Below are 26,408 nucleotides of genomic sequence, written 5' to 3' on the forward strand. Positions count from 1 at the left end.
GGCTCGGGTGCACCCGAGCCGGCCGCCTGTCGATGACTGTCGGAAACCCGACACATTTCCTGGCCGCCGGTGCGGCCATCGCTGCTCAGCCGCGAACGGCGGCCATCGCCTCCGCGAGGCGGCGCACGCCCTCGTCGATCCGGTCCACGGTCACCGCCGAGAAGGCCAACCGCAGCGCGTGCTGCCCGCCGTCGACCATAAAGTCGCTCCCCTTCACCACGGCGACACCGCGGTCGGCCGCCGCCGGGGCGAGCTTCTCCACGTCCACGTCCTGCGGGAACTCCACCCACAGGAAGTAGCCGCCGTCCGGCTCCACGAAGCTGGCCTCGGGGATGTGCCGGCGCAGCGACTCGGCGAGCACCCGGGCCCGCTCGCCCAGCGCGGTGGAGACCGTCTCGATGGACCGCTGGATGTCGCCGGAGACACTGAACTGGTGCACGATCGCCTGGGAGACCATGCCGGGCGAGATGTAGAGGTTGGTCGCCTTCCGGGCGATGTCGGCGATCAGGTCCGCCGGCCCGACCAGGTACCCGACCCGGACGCCCGGGCAGACCGTCTTGGTGAAGCTGGACGCGTGCACCACCACGCCGCGGGTGTCCATCGAGAGCATCGACGGCAGCGCCTCACCGCGGAACCGGATGTCGGCGTACGGGTCGTCCTCGAAGATGGTGAACCCGTACTCGGCGGCCAGGTCGAGCAGTTCGCGTCGCTTCTCCAGGGAGAGGGTCACCCCGGCCGGGTTCTGGTAGTTCGGGATGACGTGGGCGAGCTTCGGCCGCACCCCGGACTCCAGCAGCTTGCGCAACTCGGCGGTGTCCAGGCCGTCCGGCTGGATGGTGACGCCGTGAATCTCCCCGCCCATCTTCTGCAGGTTGAGCAGGGTCCGGTCGTACGTCGGGCGCTCCACCACCACGGCGTCGCCACGGCGGACGAGGTGGTCGAAGAGGAACGCGTCCGCCTGGAGCGAGCCGTTGGTGATCAGCACCTGCTCCGGGGCGACCCCGTGCTTCTCCGCGATCCACCTGCGCAGGGGCGGGTAGCCGACGGAGGTGCCGTACGCCGTGACCCCGGCGGGGTCGGCGTCGAAGGCGCGGACGGCGGCGGCCTTCAGACCCTCGACATCCACGATGTCAAGCGAGGGCGCGCCACGGGCGAACGAGATCAACTGCTCGGCGGTCATGGGCACGAGCCTAGGGCCTGCCCCGGTCGCCGTGACCGGCATACACGCCAAGTTCAACATGCGGGCAGGTGATCACGGGTACGGGCACGCCGGGGCGGCCCTGGCGCGGACCACATCGATCGGCTACCGGACGCGGTGGGTCAGCCGATCGCCTGCCGCTGCTGCGACCAGACCCGCATCAGGTCACGTACCGAGATGACCCCGGCCACCTCCTGGCCGTCCAGCACCACCAGGTGCCGGAAGCCGCCCCGGGCCATCGCGGCGGCGGCCTCCTCCACCGTCCAGTCCGGACCGGCGTAGACGACGTCCCAGCTCACGTGGGCCCCGGTTCGTTCCACGTCGCAGTCGAGCCCCGCACCGACGGCGTTGAGCAGATCACGTTCGGTCATGATGCCGACCCCTTGCGATTCAGGATCGATCACCACCGCCGAGCCCACCCGACGGGCCGACATCATCCGGGCCGCCTGGCGGAGCGTGTGCTCCGGGCCGACCACGAGCACCTGCTTGGACATCGCTTCCCGAACCTGCACGACGCATCACCCCTGTGGGACGGTGGCACCCGGTACCCACATGGTGGGCCCAGCGGCAGGCCGGGACAAGAGCCGGCGGCGACATGAGGCACGCCAGCGGTACGACGGACCGGCCGCCGCCCTGACCGTCGGGCCCGCACCCGGCTCGTCACGCCGGCCGACCGGCCCGGCTCATCGTCCGGTTGGCGGAAGGCCGGTCGGCACGCGCGGCTATCCTCCACGGTGACCTGGGAGTCGTACGAGGGAGGACCCTGCATGATCGGGATGGTGCTGGCGGCCGGGGCGGGACGCCGGCTGCGGCCGTACACCGACACGCTGCCCAAGGCGTTGGTGCCGGTGGACGGGGACACCACCATCCTCGACATCGCGCTGCGCAACCTGGCGGAGGTGGGGCTGACCGAGGTCGTGATCGTCGTCGGGTACGCCGCCGACGCGGTCGTCTCCCGCCGGGCGGAGCTGGAGAAACGCTACGGCGTCCAGCTCACCCTGGTGCACAACGACAAGGCCGAGGAGTGGAACAACGCGTACTCGCTCTGGCTGGCCCGGGAACACTTCGCCCGGGGCGTACTGCTGGTCAACGGCGACACCGTGCATCCGGTGAGCGTGGAGAAGACCCTGCTGGCCGAGCGCGGCCCGGGCATCCTGCTCGCCGTCGACACCGTCAAGACGCTGGCCGAGGAGGAGATGAAGACCACCTTCGACGCCGCCGGCCAGCTCACCCGGATCACCAAGCTGATGGACCCGGGCCAGGCGTACGGCGAGTACATCGGCGCGACGCTGATCGAGCCGCGGGTGGCCGACGCGCTCGCCGACGCGCTGGAGGCGACCTGGCGGCGCGACCCGAACCTCTACTACGAGGACGGCTACCAGGAGTTCGCCGACCGCGGCGGCGAGGTGCGGGCCGCGCCCATCGGTGACGTCGCCTGGGTCGAGGTCGACAACCACGAGGACCTGGCCCGGGCGCGGGAGATCGCGTGCCGCTACTAGCCCGTACCGTGCTGACCCCGCTGCACATCGACGTGCGCCGGGGCGCGGTGGCCGACCTCGGCGCGATCCTCGCCGACGGGCGGATCTCCGCCGGTGGTGACGTGGCGGTGGTGGTGGGGCCGGGGCAGGGCGAGCGGATCGCCGAGCTGATCCGGCCGTCGCTGCGCTCCGCCGACGTGTTCACGGTGGCCGGGGGCACCCTGGAAGCCGCCGACGACCTGGGGAGCAAGCTGCGTGCCCGGTCGTACGACGCGGTGGTCGGCATCGGCGGCGGCAAGACGATAGACGTGGCCAAGTACGCCGCCACCCGGCGCGGGCTGCCCATGGTGTCGGTGGCGACCAGCCTGGCCCACGACGGCATCGCCTCGCCGGTGGCCAGCCTGGTCAGCGAGGGCCACAAGGGCTCCTACGGGGTGCACATCCCGATCGCGGTCATCGTCGACCTGGATTTCGTCGAGAGCGGCCCGGACCGGACCAACCGGGCGGGCATCGGGGACGCGGTCAGCAACATCAGCGCCCTGGCCGACTGGGAGCTGGCCCGACAGGTGCGCGGCGAGCCGGTCGACGGGTTGGCCGCCTCGCTGGCCCGGATGGGCGCCGAGGCGGTGCTCGCCCACTCCGGGGACATGACCGATGACGTGTTCGTCACGGTGCTCGCCGAAGCGTTGATCTCCAGCGGCCTGGCGATGGCGGTCTGCGGCACCAGCCGGCCGGCCAGCGGTGGCTGCCACGAGATCATGCACGCCGTCGACGCGCTCTACCCGGGCACCGCCTCGCACGGCGAACTCGCCGGTCTGGGGGCGCTGTTCTGCACCTGGCTGCGCGGCGACCGCCGCCGGTTCGCGGAGATGTCGGCCTGTCTGGCCCGCCACCACCTGCCCCGGCTCCCCGCCGACGTGGGGCTCACCGACGACCAGTTCGTCGAGGCGGTGCAGTTCGCGCCCGGCACCCGGCCGGACCGGTATACCATCCTGGAGCACCTGGCGATGTCGCCTTCCGAGACGCGGGAGCGGCTGGCAGACTACGCCGGTGCAATCCGCGACCACTGTGGTTGAGTCCCGTCCCACCGTCGCCGACTTCCACCGGGTGAACCGGGGTGGCGGCCTGTTCAGCGAGTCGGTCAGCCAGTGGATCGGTGCGGTCTTCGCGCTGGTCGCCCAGCGGGTCGGGCTGCGCCCGACCGCGCTGACCATCACCAACCTGGTGCTCGGTCTGGCCACCTCGGTGACCGTGGTGGCCCTCGCCGGCCGGGTCGCCGCCGGCGACGTCCCGGCCTGGGTGGTGGGGCTGGTCGCGCTGCTCGGCTGGCAGATCGCGTACGCCCTGGACTGCGCCGACGGGCAGCTCGCCCGGGTCACCGGCACCGGCAGTTCGGCGGGGGCCCGGGTCGACGTGCTCTGCGACGTGGCGGCCCAGATCGCGCTGGTCGCCGCGCTCGGCGCGACCGCCGTGGCGCAGCGCCCGGGCACGCCGTCCTGGCTGGTGGCGGTCTTCGCCGGCACCTGGATGGTGAACCTGGTGACCTCGGTGATGCAGTCCGGCCCGAACGCGGCCAGCATGGTCACCTCGACCTCCCTGCCGGTACGCCTGGTCAAGCTGGTCCGAGACTACGGCGCGGTGATCTTCGTGGCGGCGCTGGTGCTGATGTTCGCTCCCGCGCTGACCTTCTGGGTGGTCGTGGCGTTCACCGTGGTCAACGGCGGTTTCCTGCTGGCCAGCATCGCCTTCTCCGCCCGCGCCTCGCTGCGCTGACCCGCCCCGGCGAGCGGGCCGCGACACGGCGCGATCCGGCGTCACCTAGCCACCAGAAGCACCCACACGGCGCATTCGGCCGTAAGCCGGCGACGCCCGGGCCGGCGGGACGTGCCGGGGGTGGATCAGGAGGATGGGTCAGCGGCGGCGGGTGGCGGCCAGGTCGGCGTAGATGTCAAGGTGGCGCTTGAGGACCACGTCGGGATGGAAGGTGCGCTCGTAGCGGGTCCGGGCAGCTGCGGCGCGCGCCGCAGCCCCGGCACGGGCCAGCGGAAGCGCGGCGGCCAGCGCGGCCGGATCCGGCGGCACCACCCACCCGGCCTCCCCGGTGACCAGGCCGGCCGGCACCGCCGGCGGGCCGGCCGGCGGCGGGAGGTGGCCGGCGACGGCGGAGGCGGTGGTGGCCGGGCCGGTGCCGGCGGGTTCGTGCGGGGCGTCCGCCCCGACCAGGTACGGAATGCCGCCGAGAGCGGTACCCAGCACCGGCCGGCCGCTGGCCAGCGCCTCGATGATCACGGTGGGCAGCACGTCGTGCCACAGGGCGGCGACGATCACGACCGCGCTCGCCTCGATCGCGGCGCGCACCCCGGCCCGGTCGAGCTGGCCGAGGTAGACCACGTCGGCACGTTCGGCGGCGGCCGCCTCGACCAGCGGGCGTAGTTCGCCGTCCCCGGCCACCCGGAGCGTGCCCAGGCTGCCCACCGGATGCCGGCGCCACGCCTGAAGCAGCAGGTCGAGACCCTTCTCCGGGGTCAGCCGGGCCAGGTAGAGGAAGCCGTCACCGAGCGGCGCGGGCGTACCGGGGTCGGGCACCGCGTTGGGCTTGACCACGATCCGGTCCGCCGGGATGCCGTAGTCGCGCAGGTGGTCGGCGATCGCCGAGGTCAGCGCGATGAACCGGTCCACCGACCGCCAGGTCCCCCGGTGCACGGCCAGCGTCGTCGCCATCAGCGCGCTCTGCGCCGCCGAGCCCCGGTAGCAGCGGTGCACGATCGCCGGGACGCCCAACGCCCGGCCCTTGCAGTCCTGGCAGATCACCCCGTCACGGAAGTAGATGCCGGAGGAGCAGACCTGCCGGTAGTTGTGCACCGTCTGTACCACCGGCACACCGTGCCGGTGCGCGGTACGCACCACCCAGGGCGAGAGCAGCGGGTACGGGTTGTGCAGGTGCAGCACGTCGGGCCGGTGCGCGGTGAGCAGGCGGCTCAGGTCCTCCTGCGCGCGGGGTGCCCAGATCGGGGAGATCGGCAGCAGCGCCTTGGCCGTCCGCGGCATCGACGGGATCTCGTCGGAGCTGCGGATGAACGGCAACACCTCGACGCCGGCCGCGGTGAGCTGGGCGATCTCCGAGTCGACCATGGTGTTCTCACCGGAGGGCTGGGCCTCCCGGTACCGGTTGTGCGCCACCACAATCTTCACAGGGCTCGCCTCTCGTCGCGACCGGGCAGATCCGCACCCGCGGGCCCGGCCGGCGGGTCCGCCCGGCTCGGTACGGACTCGCAGGCGCTTTCCTCGCGCGCACGGGAAAGAAGGCTACCGTTGGGGCGTGCCCGAACTACCGGAGGTGGAGGCGCTCGCGGGCTACCTGCGTGAGCGCGCGGTGGGCCGGTGCGTCGACCGGATCGAGGTCGCCGCGATCAGTGCCCTCAAGACGTACGACCCGGCGCCCGAGACGGTGACGGGACGGGCGGTGGTGGACGCCCGGCGGCACGGCAAGTTCCTCGACGTGGCCTTCGACGGTGGCCTGCACCTGGTGGTGCATCTGGCCCGCGCGGGCTGGCTGCACTATCGGGAGGCGTTCGGCTCCACCGTCGGGTTGCGCCCCGGGAAGGGCCCGGTCGCCCTGCGGGTACGCCTCGACGACGGTTCCGGCTTCGACCTGACCGAGGCCGGCACCCAGAAGAAACTGGCCGTGTACCTGGTGACCGACCCGCCGCAGGTGCCCGGGGTGGCGAAGCTGGGCCCGGACGCGCTGGCGGCCGACCTGCCGACCTTCGCCGAGCGGATACGCAGCCGCCGGGGCCAGGTCAAGGGGGTGCTGACCGACCAGGCGGTGCTCTGCGGCATCGGCAACGCGTACTCCGACGAGATCCTGCACGCGGCGAAGCTGTCCCCGTTCGCGCTCACCGACCGGCTGACCGACGACCAGGTTGCCGCCCTGCACACGGCGACCCGGGCGGTTCTCGGCGACGCGGTACGCCGGTCGGTGGGGCAGCGGGCGGCGGAACTGAAGGGCGAGAAGCGCTCCGGGCTCACGGTGCACGCCCGGACCGGGCTGCCCTGTCCGGTCTGCGGTGACACCGTGCGGGAGGTCTCGTTCGCCGACTCCAGCCTCCAGTACTGCCCGACCTGCCAGACCGGGGGCAAACCCCTCGCTGACCGTCGGTTGTCCCGACTCGTACGGTGAGTAACAACACTTGCCGATTACGGAGAGGAATCGCCCCCGGCGCGTGGAACGTGCCCCTCCGCGCCTCTACCCGGCCCCTCGTCCATCGGTATAGTGGCTCGGTCCCCGGCTTCCAAAAGTGACCTGGAGCCGGCCGGATCCCCGCCGGCAACACCTGACGCAAAGTCCTTCGGGTCAGCGTCCGGCCCGCTGCCCGCGTGGGAGACTGGAACGGTGGGCGACGTGCGCCCCTCACTGCGAGTGAGCGGCGCGTGTCATGCGGGAGGACATGGGTTGAGGTGACGACAAGCCTCCAGCGCCCGGGCACCTACATAGGCCGGAGCAAAGTAGTGCGGCACGTCGACAGCTTCGAGATCCAGCCGCCGACACCGCCGTCGCACAACGGCGTACCCCGGTCGGCCTGGGCTCGTGCCCGTCGTCGGGTATCCCGCTGGCACCGGCCGTACACCGTCATCCTCCTGCTGCTCGACTTCGCCGCCGTGGTGCTGGCCGACTGGATCGCCCAGGAGGCGTTCGGGCAGGCCCGGGCCGGTTTCTACAACGCCCAGGAGGACCCGACCTGGTTCTACACGGTGGCGTTCCTGCTGCTGCCGCTCGGTTGGGTGGTCATCCTCTGGGGCAACCGGGCCTACGACCGGCGTTACCTGGGGCTCGGCCCGGACGAGTTCAAGCGGGTGATCCGGGGCGGGGTCGCGGTCGCCGCGACCGTCTCCTTCCTCGCCTTCGCCACCAAGACCGACCTGTCCCGCTGGTCGGTCGGTTTCGCCCTGCTCGGGGCGTTGATCCTGATCCTGGTCGGGCGGTTGGTCGCCCGGTTCACGCTGCACGCGGTACGCCGCCGGGCCGGCCACGCGGGGCACCGGATGGTGCTGGTCGGCACCCTGCCGGAATGCCTGGAGGTCTACACCGCGGTCACCCGCAACCCCAGCGCCGGCCTGGTGCCGGTCGCCATCCACATCACCGACGGGTACGCCGCCGCCCGGGGCATCCAGACCCCGGTGCCGGTGTACGCCGGCCGCGACGTCCTCGCCCTGGTCCGGGAGGTCGGCGGCGACACCATCGCGGTGTGCGGCTCGGCCAGCGCCGAACCGGGTGAGCTGCGCCGACTGGCGTGGCAGCTGGAAGGCTCCGGCGTCGACCTGGTGGTCGCCCCGCAACTGACCGACATCGCCGGCCCCCGGGTGCACATCCGTCCGATCGAGGGCCTGCCGCTGCTGTACGTCGAGGAACCGACCCTGTCGGGTCCGGCGCTGCTGGCCAAGAACCTGATGGACCGGATCGCCGCCGGGCTGGGGCTGCTGCTGCTGATCCCGGTCTTCGCCGCGATCGCGGTCGCGATCCGGCTCTCCGACCCTGGTCCGGTCTTCTTCCGCCAGCCCCGGGTCGGCCACGAGGGCCGCACCTTCCGGGTCTGGAAGTTCCGGACCATGTACGTCGACGCCGAGGAGCGGCTGGCCGGCCTGGTCGACCAGAACGAGACCGACGGCATGCTGTTCAAGATGAAGCAGGATCCCCGGGTCTTCCCGGTGGGCCGGTTCCTGCGGGCCTCGTCGCTGGACGAACTGCCCCAACTGATCAACGTACTCTGGGGGGAGATGTCGCTGGTGGGGCCGCGTCCGCTCCCCGCCGACGACGGCGACTTCCTCGGCGACGTGCGACGCCGGCTGCTGGTCCGCCCGGGCATGACCGGACTGTGGCAGGTCTCCGGCCGCTCCGACCTGTCCTGGGACGAGGCGGTCCGGTTGGACCTCTACTACGTCGACAACTGGTCGCTGGCGTACGACCTGAGCATCCTGTGGCGGACGGTGGGCGTGGTGCTGGCCCGCAAGGGCGCGTACTGACCCCTTGGCGTCGCGGCCGGAACAGGCCAGGATCGCTGCGTGAGTGGCAATCTCTCCGCCGTCGTCGGCGTCGTCTCGCTGGTCACCGCGCTGGTGGCGGCGCTCTGGGCGGTGCTGCGGCTACGCGGGCGGCGCGGCATCGCCACCGCCACCCAGCGGGCCACGTACGAGGTGCTGCACACCGCCGGCCTGGCCGCCGAGCCGCTGCGCGCCGGACTGACCGTGGCGGGCGCGGCGAAGGCCGTACGCCATCTGCGGGCGCTGGTGGGCGCGGTCGGGCTGGCGCTGACCGACCGGACGGAGCTGCTCGCCCTGGACGGGCGCGGCGGGCACCACGGCGAGCAACTGCTCGCGGCGGCCCGGCGTACGGTGGAGAGCGGTCGGTCGACGGTGCTCGGCGAGCCGGAACTGAGCTGTGACCGGGTGGACTGCCCGGTCCGGGGTGCGGTGCTGGCCCCACTGAGCGCGGACGGGCGGGTGGTCGGCGCGCTGGTCGCGGTCGCCGACGCACCGCCGGCGCCGGGGCTGGTGCAGGCCACCCTGGAGACCGCGCACTGGGCCGGCGACCAGCTCGCCCTCGCCGAGTTGGAATCGTCCCGGGAGCGGCTGGCCCGGGCCGAGGTACGCGCGTTGCGCGCCCAGATCAGCCCGCACTTCATCTACAACGCGCTCACCGCGATCGGCTCGTTCGTCCGCACCGACCCGGAGCGGGCCCGGGAGCTGATCCTGGAGTTCGCCGAGTTCACCCGGTACTCCTTCCGGGCGCACGGGGAGTTCACCACGCTCGCCGAGGAACTACGCTCGATCGACCGCTACCTGACCATCGAACGGGCCCGGTTCGGCGACCGGTTGCAGGTGCGGTTGCAGATCGCGCCGGAGGTGCTGCCGGTGACCCTGCCGTTCCTCTGCCTCCAGCCGCTGGTGGAGAACGCCGTGCGGCACGGCTTGTCCCGCAAGCCCGGCACCGGCATGGTGAGCATCGAGGCCCGGGACGCGGGCGCGGAGTGTCACATCACGGTGGAGGACGACGGAGTGGGCATGGATCCGGCCACGCTGCGAGCGGGCATCGCCGAGCTGACCCGCGCCGGCAGCGACCCGGCCGACGACCCGGGCCAGCATGTCGGCCTCTCCAACGTCGACGAGCGGCTCCGGTCGGTCTTCGGCGACCGGTTCGGCCTGGTCGTCGAGACCGGCCCGGGCTCGGGTACGAAGGTGAGCCTGCGGGTGCCGAAGTTCCACCCCGGCGTACGGGCGGGTTCGTGAGCGAGCGGGCCGACCGGGTCGGCGCGGTGAGCACCACCGGTTTCCTCCGGGTGCTGGCGGTCGACGACGAGCCGCCGGCGTTGGACGAGCTGGCGTACCACCTGCGGGCCGACCCTCGGGTGGCCCGCCTGCACACCGCGGGCGACGCCACCGAGGCGCTGCGGGTGCTCCGCGACACCGACGTGGACGTGGTCTTCCTGGACATCCGGATGCCCGGCCTGGACGGCATGGAACTGGCCCGGGTGCTGCGCCGCTTCGCCCGGCCGCCGTCGATCGTGTTCGTCACCGCGTACGACGACGGCGCGGCCGACGCCTTCGACCTGGGCGCCACCGACTACGTCCGCAAACCGGTGCGCGCCGAGCGGCTGGCCGAGTCGCTGCGCCGGGTGATCGGCTCCCGGGTGGTCCCCGCGCACCCGGCGGCCCTCGCTCGCGCCGAGGAGGATCCCACCATCCCGGTCGAGCTGGCCGGGACGACCCGGATGCTGCCCCGCTCGGCGGTGCGCTGGGTGGAGGCGCAGGGCGACTACGCCCGGCTGCACACCGCCGACGGCTCGCACCTGGTCCGGGTGTCGCTGGCGACCCTCGCCGAACGCTGGGCGGACGCCGGGTTCGTCCGCATCCACCGGTCGTACCTGGTGCAGTTGAAGTTGATCGCCGAGCTGCGGCTGGTCAACTCGGGGTACGTGGTGGTGGTCGACGCGACGGAGCTGCCGGTGAGCCGGCGGCACACCCGGGAGCTGAAGGACAAGCTGGTACGAGCGGCGAAGCAGGACTGGAACCGGTGATCCCAGGTTCCCGGGCACGCGAGAGGGCGCCCCGGACGGATCGGGGCGCCCTCTCGGGACGGCTCAGCGCAGGGGGCGGCTCCCCGAGCCGACCACGGCGTACCGGGAGGTGCCCCGGGGCAGTTCACCGGTCGCCGTGCCGGGGTGCCGGTGGAACGTGCCGACCACGTCGGCCACCACGTGGGTGCTGCCGGCGTGGTTGTGCACCTCGAAGCGTTCGGGCAGCCCGATCCCGGGGAACGCGGCGTTGGACACCGTCTGCCCCACGGCCGGGTTCAGGTTGCTCGCCGTCGGCTTGTCCAGGCCCATCTGCCAGACAGTGATGACGGTGTCAGCCGTCGGCGACACCGCGGTCACGTTCGTCACCAGGGCCTCGGTGTCCCGGGGCACCTCCTCCCGGTCGTGCACGCTGACCGAGCGTGATGTGTTCGGGCCGAGCGGACCAGTGGACACGATCGCGGTGCGGCTGTCCAGGATCCGGGTCGGCCACAGCGGGCGGAACCGCATGCCGTCGGGCACCTGCCCGTCGTCCATGACACCGACCACGTCGATCACGATGTGCGCGTTCTGACTGGTGTGCACCGCGAACGACGGCACGGCGTACCCCGGGCCGCAGTCGGCGCAGAAGCCGGTCCGGGCGATGGTCAGGTTCGGCACCACCGTGCCCGCGCCGTGGTTGACGGTCGACGCGGTCGGCACCGCCCCCTCGCCCGACCAGACGGAGAGGAAGCCGGCCCGCTGCGGCTTGACCGCCGTCACGTTGAGGACCAGTCCCCGCACGTGGCCGCTCAGCTCGGGCCCGAGGTCGGCCCAGAGCCGTACGGCACTGCCGGCCGGGACGATGCCACCGGTGCGGCGCGAGTCGAACAGCCGGGTCGGGGTCAGCGGGGCGTAGTTGCCGCCGACGCCGACGGCCGCCAGGTCCAGGTGATCACCGGCGTAGAAGCCGACCACGTCCACCACCACGTCGGTGCTGCCGCTGTGGTTGTAGACCGAGATCTTGCCCTCCCAGCCGAGCTTGACCGTGACGTTGTTGGAGCCGAGCCAGCCCGCCGGAAAGTTGACCGACGAGGCGTTGGGGCGACCCTCGCCGGTCTGGAAGACGTTGAGGAAGCTGGCGGCCGTCGGGTTGGTCACCGTCACGTTCAGCACCACCGAGCCGGCCCCGGCCGGCACGCCCCCGCGCCCCTGCACCAGCAGGTCCACGGTCTGCCGGGCACCGATCTTCCCCTGGTGCCCGCCCAGCCCGCTGCGCGTGTCCATCAGGCGCTGCGGCGGCAGCGGGTAGTACATGCCGGTGACGCCATAGGCAGCGCCGTATGACATGGGAACCAGCCGGGCCCCCCGGCCGCTGTTGTCATACAGCACCAGGGTGGCGGTGTGCGGACCGGTCAGGGTGGCCCGGGTGGCGACAGTGATCGCGCAGCTTTCACCAGGAGCGACCGTACGAGCGGAGCAGGTGTCGGCGGTGAGGGCGAACTGTGCCGCCCCGGGCCCCAACACCCCTGCCGTGCTGAAGACCGCGGGCAGGGTGCCCCGGGACGTGAAGGTGACCGTACGGGAGGTGCCCGCACCGCCCACCTCGACGTGGCCGAGGTCGAGCTGGCCGGGTTCGGGCACCGCCGCCACATAGTCCACGGTGGATTGCCAGCGCAGGTCACCGCTCAGCACGCCACGGTCGGCACCGCACTGGAACTCGTACCAGGCGGCGAACGAGTTCACCCGCCCGTTGCCCGGGTCCCGGGAGACCTCGAGCACGGTGACGGCCGCGTTGACGGTGTTGCAGCCCGACCCCGGCGTGTGGATGTCGATCCTGGCGTTGTCGGTGTCCGCGAACCGAGCTGCCTGGTACACCTGTCCGGCGGTCCACGTCGATCCGGCCGGCGGAGCGAGGTCGATTTCGATGAAGTGTTCACCTCGGACCGCCTTCAGCCGCAGTGCCTCACCGCCCGACGGGGTGGCCGTGACCACGGCGTTGTCGGGCGTCCACACGTCGGAGACGGGGACCGGGGTGTGGCCGTGGTCGCCACGGTCGGCGGTGATGGCGGTGATCGTGGCGGCCGACGCGGCGGAGGCGGTCACCGGCAGCCCGGCAGCCGTGCCGGTCAGCGCGACGGTGAGGCCGAGCAGGGCCCGGAACATGCGCATGCACACCTCGGACGAGGAGAAGGAGACTTTGATCGACTCAGCCTATGAGCCGGTGCCGACGTCGGACCCACCGGACGCCCCTCGGTTCGGGTGCAGAGCTAGCTCGTGCCCGATCCGGTGATCGCGAACTGTGGGGTGGTGTCGAGCAGCGGTGCCGGCTCACTCGCGGTGGCCGGGTAGAGCCAGAACGCGTCCGCCCCTGCTGCCAGATCTGCCCCGCCGGCGGCTGGACGTAGACCCTGACCTCGCTGGTGCCCTCCTCGGCGACGGGATCGGCGGCGAGCTGGAAGGCTTCCCCGTGGTGGAGGGTGGGCGTGATGGAGGCGTTGCCGCTGTCCCAGACGCCGGTGTGGAGGTCCAGGAAGCTGTCCTGGTCACCGCCGTGCACGACCAGGGCGGTGTAGGACACGGTGCGCGGCCTGGGCGACCGCCGGCACCATCGCGGTGACACAGACCGCGGCGCCGAGGAGTCTGCGCATGAAGACCCCGGATGAGAGGAGGGCAGACGAAGCCGGCCCAGCGTAGGGGCGGTGTTTGCCGACCGGCAAGGTGCTGCGTCGCGCCGACAGTGGTGTACCGACCGACGAAAGGTGCCCCGGCCGGTCGGCCGGGGCACCGTCGTGTTGCTGTCGGCTGTGTCAGCGGTGCGAGGAGCCGGTTACCTCGGCCTTGCGCAGCTGCCCCCTCGCAGCGATGCCCCGCGCCTCCGTCGGCTCGCCGGTCGGGTAGTAGAAGGTGCCGACCAGGTCCGCCACCAGGTGGGTGGAGCCGGTGTGGTTGTGCACGTTGAACGCGGCGGTCGGCTCGATGATGCCGAGCACTGCGTTGGACACGACCTGGTTGGTGTACGGGTTGAGGTTGCTGGTGGCGGGCTTGCCAGGGATCGCCGGGTTGTCGGCCGGCCAGACGGTGATGACCGTGTTCCTGGTCGGCTTCACCGCGGTCACGTTCATGACCGCCACACCGGTGTCTTCGGTGACCAGCTCGGCCGGCACCTGGACCCGGGCGGTGGCGTTCGCGCCCAACGCGCCGGTGATGCCCTTGTTCGCCCGGCTGTCCACGATCCGGGTCGGGCTCTGCGGCTGGAACCGCATGCCGAACGGCGAGGCACCGTCGTCAACCACGCCGACGAAGTCGACCAGGACGTGCGCCTCCGCCGAGGTGTAGACCTTGAACTTCGGCGCACCCGGCGTGCACCACTGCCCCGGCTCGGTGCCGGTGCACGGGGTGGTTTGCACGAAGGCCAGGTTCGGCACGTTGACGCCCGCGCCGTAGTTGACCGTCGAGGAGGTCGGCCGGGCGGTGGCCCCCGACCACGCGGTCAGGAAGCCGGCCTTGGCCGGGGCGACCGCGGTGAGGTTGAAGACCAGGGCCTTGACGTGCGAGTTGGTGTCGCCGTCGAATTCGAGGGAGTACTCCAGGGTGGTGCCCGCCGGGGGCTTGCCCTCGGGGTCAAGCCGGGTGTCGAAGACCCGGTCCGGCTCGTACCACTCGTACTGGCCACCGGGGGTGGGGAACGAGTTGTCGGCGGCGTAGTAGCCGACCACGTCGACGACCACGTCGGTGGAGCCGTTGCGGTTGTAGACGGAGACCTTGCCGCCGGCACCGAGCTTGACGGTGACGTTGTTGGAGCCCAGCCAGCCCTTGGCAAAGTTGATCGACGAGGCGTCCGGGCGGCTCTCCCCGGCCGGGTAGGCGGTGACGAAGCTGTCCATCGTCGGGCCGGTGATGGTCACGTTCAGCACGACCGCTCCGACGCCGCTGCCGGGAACGCCGCCGCGGCCGGCGACCTGGAGGTCGACCTTGCTCAGCGGGCCGAGCTTCGCCTTCGGCGCGCCGAGGCCGGAACGGGTGTCCATCAGGCGGGCCGGCGAGACCGGGTAGTAGGTGCCGGTGGAGTCGGCCGCCGCCTGCTGCTGCAGGGCGGTCGACGGGGCTGCGGACGCCGTGGCCGGCACCGCGGTCAGGGCGCACGCTCCAGCGAGCGTGACGCCGAGGACGGTACGGAATTTGCGCATAGAAACCCCGTGTGAGGAGAGGAAACTGGGAATTGCTGCCTCAGCGTAGGGTGCCGGATCAAGGCCGGCAAGAAGGCGACTCGATCTGATACGACGGGTGAACCTGTCGAGACTTAATGGTGTGTTAATCGGTCACCGGGCGTGGTTATCCACAAGCGCCGCCGATTTGTCCACAAGTTTTCCACATCTCTTGACATCCGTGCTGAGCAGGCGAGACTGCCGGGATGACCGCCGACGACCGGGTGCCCGCCCCCCGCGCGCCGCAACCGCGGCCCAGGACGCGCGTCGTGTTGGCCGAGGTGTCCCGCCGCGACGACCGGGCCGACCGCACCCGCGCCGAACTGGCCCAGCAGACCCGGGTCGGCGACGCGCTGGTGCGCGGGCTCGTCCGGGCCCAGCTCTCCCTGGCGCTGCGGCTCTCCCTGGTCGTACTGGTCGGGCTGGGCGGCCTGCCGTGGCTCTTCGCGATCGCCCCCGCGGTCGGACGGGTCACCGTGTTCGGGGCCAACCTGCCCTGGCTGCTGCTCGCGGTGGCCTCCTTCCCGTTCCTCATCGTGGTGGGCTGGGCGTACGTGCGGCTCGCCGAACGCAACGAGCAGGACTTCACCGACCTGGTCCAGCGGCCGGAGCACTGAGGTGGGCAACGGGCTCGTCGTACCGGCCATCGTCACGGTCACCCTCGCCACCCTGGCCATCGGCTTCTACGGGCTGCGGCTGGCCCGGACCACCTCCGACTTCCTGGTCGCCTCCCGGGCGGTCAGTCCGACCTGGAACGCCGCCGCCATCGGCGGGGAGTACCTCTCGGCCGCCAGCTTCCTCGGCATCGCCGGACTGATCCTGAAGTACGGCGTCGACGTCCTCTGGTACCCGGTCGGCTTCGCCGCCGGCTATCTCGCCCTGCTGCTCTTCGTGGCCGCGCCGCTGCGCCGCTCCGGCGCGTTCACCCTGCCCGACTTCTGCGAGGTGCGACTCGGGTCGCGCCGGCTGCGCACCCTGGCCACCGTCTTCGTCATCTTCATCGGTTGGCTGTACCTGGTGCCGCAGCTGCAGGGCGCCGGGCTGACCCTGGCCACGCTGGCCGGTGCGCCGTACCCGGTCGGGGCGCTGCTGGTCGCGGCGGTGGTCACCGCGAACGTGGCGCTGGGCGGGATGCGGGCGGTCACCTTCGTCCAGGCGTTCCAGTACTGGCTGAAGCTGACCGCGCTGGCCGTACCCGCGATCTTCCTGGTGCTGCAGTGGCAGGCCGACGGTCGCCCCGCGGTGACCCCGCCCGACGGGCCGGCGTTCCGGACCGCGACCACCGTCGTGGTCGAGCACCGCGCGGCGCTCACCTTCGCCGACGGCACCGTCCGGCAGGTACGCCCCGGCGACGAGCTCACCTTCGCCGCCGGTGACCCGGTGCCGGAGGTGTCCGGGGTGGCCGACGGCGCGGACTGGCTGCTGCCCAGCGCCGCCGGGGACGACGACCGGGGATTGTTCGCCACGTACTCGCTGATCCTGGCCACCTTCCTCGGAACCATGGGGTTGCCGCACGTTCTCGTGCGCTTCTACACCAACCCGGACGGCGCAGCGGCCAGACGCACCACGCTGGTGGTGCTCGGTCTGGTCGGCGTCTTCTACCTACTACCCACCCTCTACGGCGTGCTGGGTCGGATATACACCCCGCAACTGCTGGTCACCGGGCAGACCGACGCGGTGGTGGTGCTGCTGCCCGGCGCGGCGCTCGGTGACGGGACCACCGGTCGGCTGCTCGCCGCGCTGGTCGCGGCAGGTGCGTTCGCGGCCTTCCTGTCCACCTCCTCGGGGCTGCTCACCAGCGTGGCCGGGGTGGTCTCCACAGACGTGCTGCGGCGCGGCTCGGTACGCGGCTTCCGGCTGGCCACGGTGATCGCCGGCGCGGTGCCGACGCTGCTCGCCCTGCATGTCTCCGGGCTGGACGTCTCCCAGGTGGTGGGGCTGGCCTTCGCCGTCGCCGCGTCCAGCTTCTGCCCGCTGCTGGTGCTCGGCATCTGGTGGCGCGGGCTAACCGACCTGGGGGCGGCGGCCGGTGTGCTGGTCGGCGGCGGGGCGGCGATCGGCGCGGTCCTGGTCACCGTCCTCGGTCCACCGCTGTCCGGCTGGCCGGCCACGCTCATCGCGCAGCCGGCCGCGTGGACCGTGCCGCTGGCGTTCACCGTGATGGTCGCCGCGTCGATGGCGACCCGCCACCGGACGCCGGCCGACGTGGGGGCCACCATGCTGCGGCTGCACGCCCCGGAGGCGCTGCGACTCTGAGCGGCCCGTACACCGGTGCTGGCACCGTCCGGATACGGTTCGTCACATGACTGGTGAGCACTCCGCGCTGGCGTTGCGTGGCCTGGCCAAGAGCTTCGACGGCAAGGTGGCCGTGGCGGGCGTCGACCTGGACGTCCCGGCCGGCTCGTTCTTCGGTCTGCTCGGCCCCAACGGCGCCGGCAAGACCACCAGCCTGTCGATGGCGGTCGGGCTGCTGCGGCCGGACCAGGGCCGGGCCTGGGTGCTCGGCCACGACGTGTGGGGCGATCCGGTACGGGCGAAGCGGCTGCTCGGGGTGATGCCGGACGGAGTGCGGCTGTTCGACCGGCTCAGCGGCGGGGAACTGCTGGCGTACCACGGGCTGCTGCGCGGGATGGATCCGGCGGTGGTCGACCAGCGGGCGGCGGAACTGCTCGACGTGCTGGCGCTGGCCGACGCCGGCCGGACCCTGGTGGTCGACTACTCGGCCGGCATGAAGAAGAAGATCGGCCTGGCCTGCGCGCTGCTGCACGGTCCCCGGCTGCTGGTGCTGGACGAGCCGTTCGAGGCGGTCGACCCGGTCTCCGCCGCGCTGATTCGCGACATCCTGCACCGGTACGTCGTCGGCGGCGGCACGGTGGTCTTCTCCAGCCACGTCATGGAGGTCGTCGAGCGGCTCTGCTCACACGTGGCGATCCTCGCCGACGGGACGATCAAGCGGGTCGGCACCCTCGACGAGGTGCGCGGCGAGCGCCGTCTGGAGGAGGTCTTCGTCGAGGCGGTCGGCGGGCGGACGGCGACCGGCGAGGAGCTGTCGTGGCTGTCCCGGTGACCGCTGCGACCGAACCGGTCCGGCCGGTCTCGGCCCGGCACTTCGTCCGCCTCAAGCTGCGGGTGATGGCGAACAACTTCCGTGGCCAGAGCTGGCGGGTCGCCCTCTTCGTGGCCGGCGTGTTCGTCGGTGTCTGGTTCGCCGTCGGTGGATTCCTGCTGCTGGCCGCGCCCGGGTTCGCCGGCGAGCCCCGGTACGCGCTGCTGGCCGCCGCGTTCGGCGGTGGGCTGCTGGTGCTCGGTTGGCTGCTGCTGCCGCTGGTCTTCTTCGGGGTGGACGAGACCCTGGACCCGGCCCGGTTCGCGTTGCTGCCGCTGCCCCGACGCACCCTGGTCGGCGGGATGTTCGCGGCGGCTGTGGTCAGCGTTCCGGTCGTGGCGACGCTGATCGCGACCACGGGCCTGGTGGTCACCGCCGGGGCGCTCGGCGGCGCGGTCGCCGGGCTGGTCGCCGCCGTCGGCGTGGTCGCCGGACTGCTCCTCTGCGTCGCCGCCAGCCGCGCGGTGACCAGCGCGTTCGCCACCATGCTGCGGTCCCGTCGGGTCCGCGACCTGGCCGCCGTGCTGCTGGCCGTGGTGGCCGCGCTGTTCGGTCCGCTGCAGATCATGGTGCTGGCGGCGGTCCGGGAGGCCGACTGGGACCGGCTCGTCGAGGTGGCCGCCGTGGTCGGCTGGACGCCGTTCGGGGCACCCTGGACGGTCGGCCTGGACGTGGCCGGGGGACGGGCCTGGGCGGTGCCGGTGAAGCTGCTGATCACCGCGGCAGCCATCGGTGCGCTGCTGCTCTGGTGGTCGCGGTCGCTGGAGTCGGCGATGGTCGGCGCGGCCGGTGCCGCTCCGGCGAAGCCCCGGCGCGGTCCGGTGGGCGGCGCGGTCGGGCAGCTCTTCCCCCGGGTGCTCGGTGGGGTTCGGCGGGACCGGTTCGGCGCGCTGGTCGCCCGGGAGTGCCGCTACTGGTGGCGGGACGCCCGGCGGCGAGCGAACCTGATCACCCTCGCGGTGGTGGGGGTGTTCGTGCCGGTGCTGGTGAACCTGGGCGGCAACGGCTTCGCCGTCTCTCCGGACCAGGGTTTCGAGTCCTCCGGCAGTTCGTCGCCGGTGATGCTCAGCGTGTCGATGCTCACCGTCGGTGTGCTCGCCTCGGTGACCCTGGCCAACCAGTTCGGCTTCGACGGCAGCGCGTACGCAGCGAACGTGGTCGCCGGAGTGCCGGGCCGGCTGGAGCTGCACGCCCGGATGGCGGCCTTCTCGGTGTACGTGGTGCCGATGCTCGGCGTGGTCGCCGTGCTGATCGCCGCGATACTGGGCGAACCGGGCTGGATCGGGGTGGCCGCCGGGACGCTGCTGGCCGCGTACGGGGCCGGGCTGGCGATCAACGGGCTGGTCTCGGTGCTGGGGGCGTACTCGCTGCCGGAGACGAGCAACCCGTTCGCCATGAACACCGGTGCCGGGATGGCGAAGAGTCTGCTCACCGTGCTGTCCATGGCCGGGTCGGCGGCGGCGGCGGTGCCGATGGTGGTGGCCGCCGCGCTGCTCGGCGCGAGCTGGCTGTGGCTGGCGTTGCCGCTCGGCGTGGCGTACGGCCTGGGGGCGGCGCTGCTCGGGGCGTACATCGGCGGGGACGTGCTGGACCGGCGGCAGCCGGAGCTGCTGGCCACCGTCACTCCCCGGCGCTGACACCGACGGGCCGGCTCGGTCGGGGCGGCGTACGGCCTCCGTTCGGGTGATTCGGCACCTGGCGTCGGGAACGATCCGGGGTACGGTCGCGTCAGACCGGCATGACGACTGTTTCCGCCGTACGCGGGGCAGCGGTCCTACCGCTGATCCTGTTGGTGACCGCCTGCGCGCAGCAGGGCGATCCGACCGGCCCCGCCGCACCCACGTACCCCGGTGACGCCGTGGTACTCCGCATCGAGCACACGGGCGGCTACGTGACCCCCGAGCATCTGGCCACCCGCCTGCCGCTCGTCACCGTGTACGGCGACGGCCGGGTGATCGTGCAGGGTCCGACTCTGCTCCGCCATCCCGCGCCGGCCCTGCCCAACGTCCAGGTGGTCACGCTCTCCGCCGCAGAGGTCGACCGGATCGTCGAGCGGGCCCGGGCGGCCGGCGTGGGCACCGTCGGTGACCTGGGCAGACCGTCGGTCACGGACGTGCCCGCAACCCGCTTCTCGCTGCGCGGGCCGACCGGTGTCGAGGAGACCACGGTCGAGGCCCTCGACATGACCGGCCCCGCCGAGGCCGGACTCAACGCCGACCAACGGGCGGCCCGCGAGAAGCTGCGCACCTTCGCCCAGTCGCTGGCCGACGCGACCGCCGTCGCGGGCGGCGCGCCAGCGGTCGCGGACCCTTCCGCGGTCCCGGGCGGCGTGTCGGCAATTCCCGGCGGGTCCTCCGCGACCCCGGGCGGCGCGCCGGCGGGCCGGGGCGGCCCTGCCGCAGCCCCGGGTGGCGTGTCGGCGGGCGCGGGCGGCCCTGCCGCAGCCCCGGGTGGTGCGTCGACGGCACCGCCGCAGCCCTACCGGCCAACCGCCGTGGCGGCCGTCGCCCAGCCCTGGGTCGCCGACGCCGAGGCGGGGCGGCAGCCCGAGGTGGCCTGGCCCGGTCCGGCCCTGCCCGGGGCGCCGCTGAGCGCGTCCACCGGCCTGACCTGTGTGACGGTCACCGGCGAGCAGGTGAAGCCGCTGCTCGACGCCGCCGACACGGCGAACGTGCTGACCCCCTGGGTCTCGAACGGAAAGAGGTGGCGGGTCACCCTCCGGCCCCTCCTGCCCGACGAGACCGACTGCGCCTCCCTCACCAGCGCCCGCTGACCCGTCCCAACCGCCGGCCACGGCCGGGTTTGATCGCCGAATGCGGCATGTTGCGGTATCCCGAGAACCGGATGCCGCAACATGCCGCAGGCCGGTGAGGCATTCGCGCAAGACGAAGGCAGGCCGGTGAGCCACCCGCGCCCGGGATGAAGGCAGGCCGAAGCACCGGACCGAGGCGGCACAATGTTTCACGTGAATCCGAAGCCGGGAGCAGAGATCCATCACACCGATCCGTTCGCGGTGCCGGCCGGGCAGCGCTCGCCCGTACGCCGGTTGCGCGGACGTCTCGCCGCGCCGGTCACCCTGTGGACCGCGCCCGGCCCCGCAGGGCTGACGGTGTCGTCCACGCTGGTCGCCGAGGGCGAACCGGATCGGCTGCTCGGGTTGGTCGACCCGGAGTCGGACCTGTGGGCGGCGGTGGAGGAGGCCGGACGGTTCGCGGTCTCCCCGCTGGGCCCGCCGCACCGCCAGCTCGCCGACCGGTTCGCCGGTCTCTTCCCGTCGCCGGGCGGTCTGTTCGCCAGCGGCTCGTGGACCGACACCCCGTACGGCCCGGTTCCGTCCGACGCCGGGGGTTGGGCCGGCTGTCGGCTCGACACCGTCCGGGAGTTCGGCTGGGGTCTGCTGGTCGAGGCCACCGTCGAGGCGGTCGACCTGGCCGAGGAGACCACTCCGCTGCTGCACTACCGGGGGCGCTACCGCGAGTTGACCTGACCGACTCGCTCGGTGCCAGCGCTGCGGCCGGCGACGGGATACGGGGGCGGCCCGATGACTGCGGCCGACCGGTTAGCGGAGTGACCTGAGTCACTCGGCGCACGCAGTGGACCGTTCGGCGCACTCACCGGCCGTGGTCGATCTCCGCCTTCCCGGCCGGGAGACGTGCTCTCTACCGTGCGCGAAACTCCCGAAGCCTGTGAAGGTGGTGATCCACAGATGTCCACGGACACACCCCCGTCCGCCCCGGCTGAGTCGGCGGCGGAAAGATACCTGGCCGTACAGCGGTCGGACGAGTTCGCCGGGTTGCGCCGCGCGCTGCGCGGCTTCGTCTTCCCGATGACCGTCGCGTTCTTCCTGTGGTATGCGCTCTACGTGATCCTCTCCGCGTACGCGCGGGACTTCATGGGCACGAAACTGTTCGGTAGCAACATCAACGTCGCGTTGGTCTTCGGCCTGCTGCAGTTCGTCTCGACGTTCCTGATCGCGTGGCTGTACTCGCGGTACGCCGACCGGAGGCTCGACCCGATCGCCGACCGGATCCGCGCCGAGATGGGGGAGGTGCGCCATGATGACGGTGCTCGCGGCTGAGGCGGGGAGCGGCACCGCCCGCAACCTGACCATCGTGCTCTTCCTCGCCTTCGTGGCGGTGACCCTGGGCATCACCATCTGGGCCAGCCGGCAGACCAAGACGGCCACCGACTTCTACGCCGGCGGTCGTTCCTTCTCCGGCTTCCAGAACGGCATGGCGATCGGCGGCGACTACATGTCGGCCGCCTCGTTCCTCGGCATCGCCGGCATCATCGCCCTCTACGGCTACGACGGCTTCCTCTACTCGATCGGGTTCCTGGTGGCCTGGCTGGTGGCGCTGCTGCTGGTCGCGGAGTTGCTGCGCAACTCGGGCCGGTACACGATGGCCGACGTGCTGGCCTTCCGGATGCGTCAGCGTCCGGTCCGCACCGCCGCGGCCGTCTCCACCATCACCGTGTCGATCTTCTACCTGCTGGCTCAGATGGTCGGCGCGGGTGCCCTGGTGGCGCTGCTGCTCGGCATCAAGCCTGGCACGACCTTCCTCGGCATGGACGCCGCCACCGCGAAGGTGGCCACCATCATCCTGGTCGGCGCCCTGATGATCATCTACGTCACGGTCGGCGGCATGAAGGGCACCACGTACGTCCAGATCGTCAAGGCGTTCCTGCTGATGGCCGGCGCCCTGCTGATGACCCTGCTGGTGCTCGCCAAGTACAAGTTCAACCTGTCCTCGCTGCTCGGCGACGCGGCGGCGGCCTCCGGCAAGGGGGCCGCCTTCCTCGAACCGGGCCTGCGCTACGGCAGGGAGGTGGCCGGGGACCCGACGCAGACCTTCTACAACAAGATGGACCTGCTCTCGCTCGGCATCGCGCTGGTGCTCGGCACGGCGGGCCTGCCGCACATCCTGATCCGCTTCTACACCGTCCCGACGGCGAAGGCGGCGCGCAAGAGCGTGCTCTGGGCGATCGGCATCATCGGCACCTTCTACCTGCTCACCCTGGCCCTCGGCTTCGGTGCGGCGGCGCTGGTCGGCAGCGAGGCGATCACCGCGCAGGACAAGGCCGGCAACACCGCCGCCCCGCAGCTCGCCGAGGCGCTGGGCATGGACTTCTTCGGCGGCAACCTGGGCGCGGCGACGCTGCTGGCGATCATCGCGGCGGTCGCCTTCGCCACCATCCTGGCGGTGGTCGCCGGATTGACGCTGGCGTCGTCGTCCAGCCTGGCGCACGACTTCTACGCCAACGTCATCAAGCGCGGCCAGGCCTCGGAGCGGCGGGAGGTGGCGGTCGCCCGGATCTCCGCCCTGATCATCGGCGCGGTGTCGATCGCGCTGTCGATCTACGCGCAGAACCTGAACGTCGCCTTCCTGGTGGCGCTGGCCTTCGCGGTCGCCGCCTCGGGCAACCTACCGGCGATCCTCTACAGCCTGTTCTGGAAGCGGTTCAACACCTCGGGCGCGGTCTGGGCCATCTACGGCGGTCTGCTCTCCGCGGTGGTGCTGGTGTTCTTCTCACCGGTGGTCTCCGGCTCGGCGACCGCGATGTTCCCCAACCACGACTGGCAGTGGTTCCCGCTGTCCAACCCGGGCATCATCTCGATCCCGTTCGGCTTCCTCTGCGGCTGGATCGGCACGGTGATCTCCAAGGAACACGACGAGGAGAAGTACGCGGAGCTGGAGGTGCGCGCCCTCACCGGCGCGGGAGCCCACTGACGGTCTCCCCCTCCCGGCGGGGGTCCGGCGCAGGACGCGCCGGGCCCCCGCCGCCGCGTGGGGGTCAACCTCGGCGATTAGGCTGGCCGGCATGAAGGTTGCTCCGCGGTTCGGCGCCGGTCACCGTGTCCTGGTCACCGGCGGCGCCGGTTTCGTGCCGTCCCACCTCGTCGACGCCCTGACCGGTCGGGGCTGCACCGTGGTGGCGCTCGACAACTTCGTCACCGGCACCAAGGAGAACGTCGCGCACCTGCTCGACACGCCCACCTTCACCCTGGTCGAGGCGGACATCTCCGACGGGCTGCCGGCCCACCCGGCGCTCGCCGAGCGGTTCGACGCCATCCTGCACATGGCCTCGCCGGCCAGCCCCACCGATTTCGAGAAGCTGCCGGTGGAGATCCTCCGGGTCGGTTCGGTGGCCACCCTGCACCTGCTGGACCGCGCGCTGACCGACGGCGCCCGGTTCCTGATGGCCTCCACCTCGGAGGCGTACGGGGACCCGAAGGAGCACCCGCAGCGCGAGACGTACTGGGGCAACGTCAACCCGATCGGGGTGCGGGCCGTCTACGACGAGGCCAAGCGCTTCTCCGAGGCGGCCACCATGGCGTACCACCGCAGCCGGGGGTTGGACGCGGCGATCGTCCGGATCTTCAACACGTACGGCCCCCGGATGCGCCCGGACGACGGTCGGGCCATTCCCACCTTCATCTCGCAGGCGCTGCGCGGCGAGCCGCTCACGGTGCACGGCACCGGAAACCAGACCCGCTCCATCTGCTACGTCGACGACCTGGTGCGTGGCATCCTGCTGCTGCTCGACTCGACCGAGACCGGTCCGATCAACTGCGGAACCGAGCACGAGATGAGCATGCGTAAACTGGCCGAGACGATCGTGTCACTCTGCGGCAGCAGTTCGACGGTGACGTACATCACGCGCAGCGCGGACGACCCGGAGATGCGCCGGCCGGATCTGACCCTCGCCCGGGAGCTGCTGGGATACCAGCCCACGGTGTCGCCCGAAGAGGGCCTCCGACGCACGATCGCGCACTTCCGCGGCCGCCTAGGGTAACCCTCCCGCGCCACGCGGGGCACGACCGGCGATTCGCCTTCGGGCATCACTCGACTCGGCTACGTACGCTGAGGTGCATGTCCGCGACATCGTCCGACGGCGTCCCGCTGCCGTACCTGCACCGCAGTTCCGGACGCGCCTCCGTATCCGGCACCGGCCGTGGTGCCTCCGGGCGCGCCCGGCAGCCCGACGCGCAGTGGTATCCGGCCTACGACGACCTGCCCGGTCACGGCGGGGCCGGCGGTCCGGGCGGTCCCGGTTCGCCGCCCGGACGGGGCGGCTCGGGTGGCGCCGGACGACGGGGGCCGCGACCACGCTGGCGGCGGATCGGCCTCGTCGCGGGCATCGCGGTGCTGGTGCTGGCCCTGCTCGGCGGCGGTGGTGCCTGGCTCTACACCAGCAACCTCAACAAGAGCCTGGCCCGGACGGACCCGTTTGCGGAGATCACCGCGGGGCGGCCGGCGAAGGCGGTCAACGGGGCGCTGAACATCCTGCTGGTGGGTTCGGACTCGCGCGACCCGGACGCGCCGGTGGACCGGCAGAGCCAGTGGCGCGCCGACACCGTCATCGTGATGCACATCCCCGCCGACCACAAGTCGGCCTATCTGGTCTCCATCCCGCGTGACCTGTACGTGCCGATCCCGGAGAGCGCGGGCGCGGAGTGTGGTTCCGGCCAACGCGCGAAGATCAACGCGGCCTTCGCCTTCGGCGGCCTGCCGCTGGCGGTACGCACCGTGGAGTGCTTCACGGACGTGCGGATCAACCACGTGATGGCAATCGACTTCGGCGGCTTCAAGGAGGTCACCGACGCGCTCGGCGGCGTGGACCTGAAGGTGGACCGGACCATCACCTCGATCCACAAGCCGTACCGCAAGTTCACCAAGGGCACCATGCACATGGACGGCGCGACGGCGCTGGACTGGATCCGCCAGCGCAAGCAGTTCCCGGACGGCGACTTCAGTCGGATGCGACACCAGCAGGAGTTCCTGCGCGCCCTGATGGACAAGGCGGCGAGCACGGGCACCCTCACCAACCCGAAGAAGCTGAACGCCTTCCTCCAGTCGGTGACCGACGCGGTCACCGTGGACAGGGACTTCTCACTGGCCGACATGGCGTTGCAGTTCCGGAACCTGCGCGGTGAGAACCTGACCTTCCTCACCAGCCCGAACGCGGGCAGCGAGACCATCAACGGAGAGTCGGTGGTGGTTTCGGACCGGGAGAAGGCGCTGGCGATGTACCGGGCGATGTCGGCGGACACCATGGCCGAGTGGGTGGCGGCGAACCAGAAGCCGGAGACCAGGGGCACCTGACGACGCCGGGTGGCGGCCACCGGCGTGGTCGCCGCCGTCGGGTCATCGGTGACCGATGTCGCCGGGAGATTTCGACGGATGTCATCGGAGGTGCCGTTCCCGATGGCTAGATCATCGTCGGCCAACCACCGTGCGTACGCATTGACTCATCCGTTCGGTTGAACCCGCGCCGCAACTGTGCGAATAGTTGGGAATTGAGCGTGTGACGATCTCGCCTTGACGGGAAGCGGTACGTAAAGTGGTCCCGCCCCCCGACCACGCGAGC

At 71.9% G+C, this 26,408-nt stretch carries 21 protein-coding genes and 1 pseudogene; 17 read left to right on the forward strand and 5 right to left on the reverse strand.

Annotation, left to right across the window (positions count from 1 at the left end; genetic code table 11):
- Nucleotides 1-85: 85 nt before the first annotated feature.
- Complete coding sequence (locus E1166_RS13110; protein WP_132338792.1) at nucleotides 86-1,180, reverse strand: PLP-dependent aminotransferase family protein; 1,095 nt, start codon at nucleotides 1,178-1,180, stop codon at nucleotides 86-88.
- Between the two features lie 140 nt (nucleotides 1,181-1,320).
- The gene (locus tag E1166_RS13115) at nucleotides 1,321-1,710 is read right to left on the reverse strand and encodes a CBS domain-containing protein (RefSeq protein WP_132338794.1); all 390 of its coding nucleotides are present in this window, start codon (nucleotides 1,708-1,710) and stop codon (nucleotides 1,321-1,323) included.
- Between the two features lie 255 nt (nucleotides 1,711-1,965).
- Between E1166_RS13115 and E1166_RS13120 the strand changes: the two genes are divergently transcribed.
- From E1166_RS13120 to E1166_RS13130, 3 genes are read left to right on the forward strand one after another with little or no spacing between them, the layout of a single operon-like run.
- On the forward strand, nucleotides 1,966-2,697 hold the full coding sequence (locus E1166_RS13120) for a phosphocholine cytidylyltransferase family protein (RefSeq protein ID WP_132338796.1): 732 nt from the start codon (nucleotides 1,966-1,968) through the stop codon (nucleotides 2,695-2,697).
- A complete protein-coding gene (locus E1166_RS13125; RefSeq protein WP_132338798.1) occupies nucleotides 2,685-3,752 on the forward strand; it encodes an iron-containing alcohol dehydrogenase family protein in 1,068 nt (355 codons plus the stop codon). Before E1166_RS13120 ends, E1166_RS13125 begins: the two co-directional genes overlap by 13 nt.
- Nucleotides 3,727-4,449, forward strand: coding sequence for a CDP-alcohol phosphatidyltransferase family protein (locus E1166_RS13130; RefSeq protein ID WP_132338800.1), 723 nt, complete (start codon nucleotides 3,727-3,729; stop codon nucleotides 4,447-4,449). Before E1166_RS13125 ends, E1166_RS13130 begins: the two co-directional genes overlap by 26 nt.
- 138 nt (nucleotides 4,450-4,587) lie before the next feature.
- On the opposite strand, the gene E1166_RS13135 is transcribed toward E1166_RS13130, so the two are convergent.
- Nucleotides 4,588-5,868: a glycosyltransferase family 4 protein gene (locus E1166_RS13135; RefSeq protein WP_132338802.1), complete on the reverse strand. Its 1,281-nt coding sequence runs from the start codon at nucleotides 5,866-5,868 to the stop codon at nucleotides 4,588-4,590.
- Nucleotides 5,869-5,995: 127 nt separating this feature from the next.
- On the opposite strand from E1166_RS13135, the gene E1166_RS13140 reads away from it, so the two are divergent.
- From E1166_RS13140 to E1166_RS13155, 4 genes are all read left to right on the forward strand, one after another.
- On the forward strand, nucleotides 5,996-6,856 hold the full coding sequence (locus tag E1166_RS13140) for a DNA-formamidopyrimidine glycosylase family protein (RefSeq protein ID WP_132338804.1): 861 nt from the start codon (nucleotides 5,996-5,998) through the stop codon (nucleotides 6,854-6,856).
- Between the two features lie 329 nt (nucleotides 6,857-7,185).
- Complete coding sequence (locus E1166_RS13145; protein ID WP_132262390.1) at nucleotides 7,186-8,697, forward strand: sugar transferase; 1,512 nt, start codon at nucleotides 7,186-7,188, stop codon at nucleotides 8,695-8,697.
- A 39-nt stretch (nucleotides 8,698-8,736) separates the two neighbouring features.
- Nucleotides 8,737-9,960 (forward strand): histidine kinase, encoded by a 1,224-nt coding sequence (locus E1166_RS13150; protein ID WP_132262335.1) that lies wholly within the window; start codon nucleotides 8,737-8,739, stop codon nucleotides 9,958-9,960.
- 26 nt (nucleotides 9,961-9,986) lie between these two features.
- Nucleotides 9,987-10,748: a LytTR family DNA-binding domain-containing protein gene (locus E1166_RS13155; protein ID WP_132338834.1), complete on the forward strand. Its 762-nt coding sequence runs from the start codon at nucleotides 9,987-9,989 to the stop codon at nucleotides 10,746-10,748.
- A 63-nt stretch (nucleotides 10,749-10,811) separates the two neighbouring features.
- Here E1166_RS13155 and E1166_RS13160 read toward each other — a convergent pair whose 3' ends face one another.
- Nucleotides 10,812-12,896, reverse strand: coding sequence for a choice-of-anchor D domain-containing protein (locus tag E1166_RS13160; RefSeq protein ID WP_132338806.1), 2,085 nt, complete (start codon nucleotides 12,894-12,896; stop codon nucleotides 10,812-10,814).
- Between the two features lie 638 nt (nucleotides 12,897-13,534).
- Complete coding sequence (locus E1166_RS13165; RefSeq protein ID WP_132338808.1) at nucleotides 13,535-14,914, reverse strand: hypothetical protein; 1,380 nt, start codon at nucleotides 14,912-14,914, stop codon at nucleotides 13,535-13,537.
- A gap of 224 nt (nucleotides 14,915-15,138) precedes the next feature.
- Between E1166_RS13165 and E1166_RS13170 the strand changes: the two genes are divergently transcribed.
- From E1166_RS13170 to E1166_RS13215, 10 genes and pseudogenes are all read left to right on the forward strand, one after another.
- Nucleotides 15,139-15,549 carry a hypothetical protein gene (locus E1166_RS13170; protein ID WP_132338810.1) on the forward strand — a complete coding sequence of 137 codons (411 nt, stop codon included), beginning with the start codon at nucleotides 15,139-15,141 and terminating at the stop codon, nucleotides 15,547-15,549.
- Nucleotide 15,550: 1 nt separating this feature from the next.
- Complete coding sequence (locus tag E1166_RS13175; protein WP_132338812.1) at nucleotides 15,551-17,188, forward strand: cation acetate symporter; 1,638 nt, start codon at nucleotides 15,551-15,553, stop codon at nucleotides 17,186-17,188.
- Nucleotides 17,189-17,234: 46 nt separating this feature from the next.
- Nucleotides 17,235-17,999: an ABC transporter ATP-binding protein gene (locus tag E1166_RS13180; RefSeq protein ID WP_132262346.1), complete on the forward strand. Its 765-nt coding sequence runs from the start codon at nucleotides 17,235-17,237 to the stop codon at nucleotides 17,997-17,999.
- Complete coding sequence (locus E1166_RS13185) at nucleotides 17,984-19,675, forward strand: ABC transporter permease (RefSeq protein WP_132338814.1); 1,692 nt, start codon at nucleotides 17,984-17,986, stop codon at nucleotides 19,673-19,675. The genes E1166_RS13180 and E1166_RS13185 overlap by 16 nt, the downstream gene beginning before the upstream one ends.
- Before the next feature lie 101 nt (nucleotides 19,676-19,776).
- A complete protein-coding gene (locus E1166_RS13190) occupies nucleotides 19,777-20,811 on the forward strand; it encodes a hypothetical protein (RefSeq protein WP_132338816.1) in 1,035 nt (344 codons plus the stop codon).
- A 183-nt stretch (nucleotides 20,812-20,994) separates the two neighbouring features.
- Nucleotides 20,995-21,525 (forward strand): annotated as a pseudogene (locus E1166_RS13195) (flavin reductase family protein); the annotation flags it as partial.
- A gap of 219 nt (nucleotides 21,526-21,744) precedes the next feature.
- Entirely contained in the window at nucleotides 21,745-22,116 is a 372-nt protein-coding gene (locus tag E1166_RS13200; RefSeq protein ID WP_132338820.1) for a DUF485 domain-containing protein, read from the forward strand.
- Nucleotides 22,094-23,767, forward strand: coding sequence for a cation acetate symporter (locus tag E1166_RS13205; RefSeq protein ID WP_132338822.1), 1,674 nt, complete (start codon nucleotides 22,094-22,096; stop codon nucleotides 23,765-23,767). Before E1166_RS13200 ends, E1166_RS13205 begins: the two co-directional genes overlap by 23 nt.
- Nucleotides 23,768-23,858: 91 nt before the next feature.
- On the forward strand, nucleotides 23,859-24,833 hold the full coding sequence (locus E1166_RS13210; RefSeq protein WP_132338824.1) for an NAD-dependent epimerase/dehydratase family protein: 975 nt from the start codon (nucleotides 23,859-23,861) through the stop codon (nucleotides 24,831-24,833).
- A gap of 77 nt (nucleotides 24,834-24,910) precedes the next feature.
- Entirely contained in the window at nucleotides 24,911-26,143 is a 1,233-nt protein-coding gene (locus E1166_RS13215) for an LCP family protein (protein ID WP_132338826.1), read from the forward strand.
- Nucleotides 26,144-26,408: the final 265 nt, after the last annotated feature.

Source organism: Micromonospora sp. KC213, from assembly GCF_004348325.1.
Taxonomy (GTDB): domain Bacteria; phylum Actinomycetota; class Actinomycetes; order Mycobacteriales; family Micromonosporaceae; genus Micromonospora.

Coding starts and splice junctions, on each gene's coding strand:
- E1166_RS13110 (WP_132338792.1), bottom strand. CDS start 1,180: ATGACCGCCGAGCAGTTGATCTCGTTCGCCCGTGGCGCGCCCTCGCTT.
- E1166_RS13120 (WP_132338796.1), top strand. CDS start 1,966: ATGATCGGGATGGTGCTGGCGGCCGGGGCGGGACGCCGGCTGCGGCCG.
- E1166_RS13160 (WP_132338806.1), bottom strand. CDS start 12,896: ATGCGCATGTTCCGGGCCCTGCTCGGCCTCACCGTCGCGCTGACCGGC.
- E1166_RS13165 (WP_132338808.1), bottom strand. CDS start 14,914: ATGCGCAAATTCCGTACCGTCCTCGGCGTCACGCTCGCTGGAGCGTGC.
- E1166_RS13170 (WP_132338810.1), top strand. CDS start 15,139: ATGACCGCCGACGACCGGGTGCCCGCCCCCCGCGCGCCGCAACCGCGG.
- E1166_RS13180 (WP_132262346.1), top strand. CDS start 17,235: ATGACTGGTGAGCACTCCGCGCTGGCGTTGCGTGGCCTGGCCAAGAGC.
- E1166_RS13190 (WP_132338816.1), top strand. CDS start 19,777: ATGACGACTGTTTCCGCCGTACGCGGGGCAGCGGTCCTACCGCTGATC.
- E1166_RS13200 (WP_132338820.1), top strand. CDS start 21,745: ATGTCCACGGACACACCCCCGTCCGCCCCGGCTGAGTCGGCGGCGGAA.
- E1166_RS13205 (WP_132338822.1), top strand. CDS start 22,094: ATGATGACGGTGCTCGCGGCTGAGGCGGGGAGCGGCACCGCCCGCAAC.
- E1166_RS13210 (WP_132338824.1), top strand. CDS start 23,859: ATGAAGGTTGCTCCGCGGTTCGGCGCCGGTCACCGTGTCCTGGTCACC.
- E1166_RS13215 (WP_132338826.1), top strand. CDS start 24,911: ATGTCCGCGACATCGTCCGACGGCGTCCCGCTGCCGTACCTGCACCGC.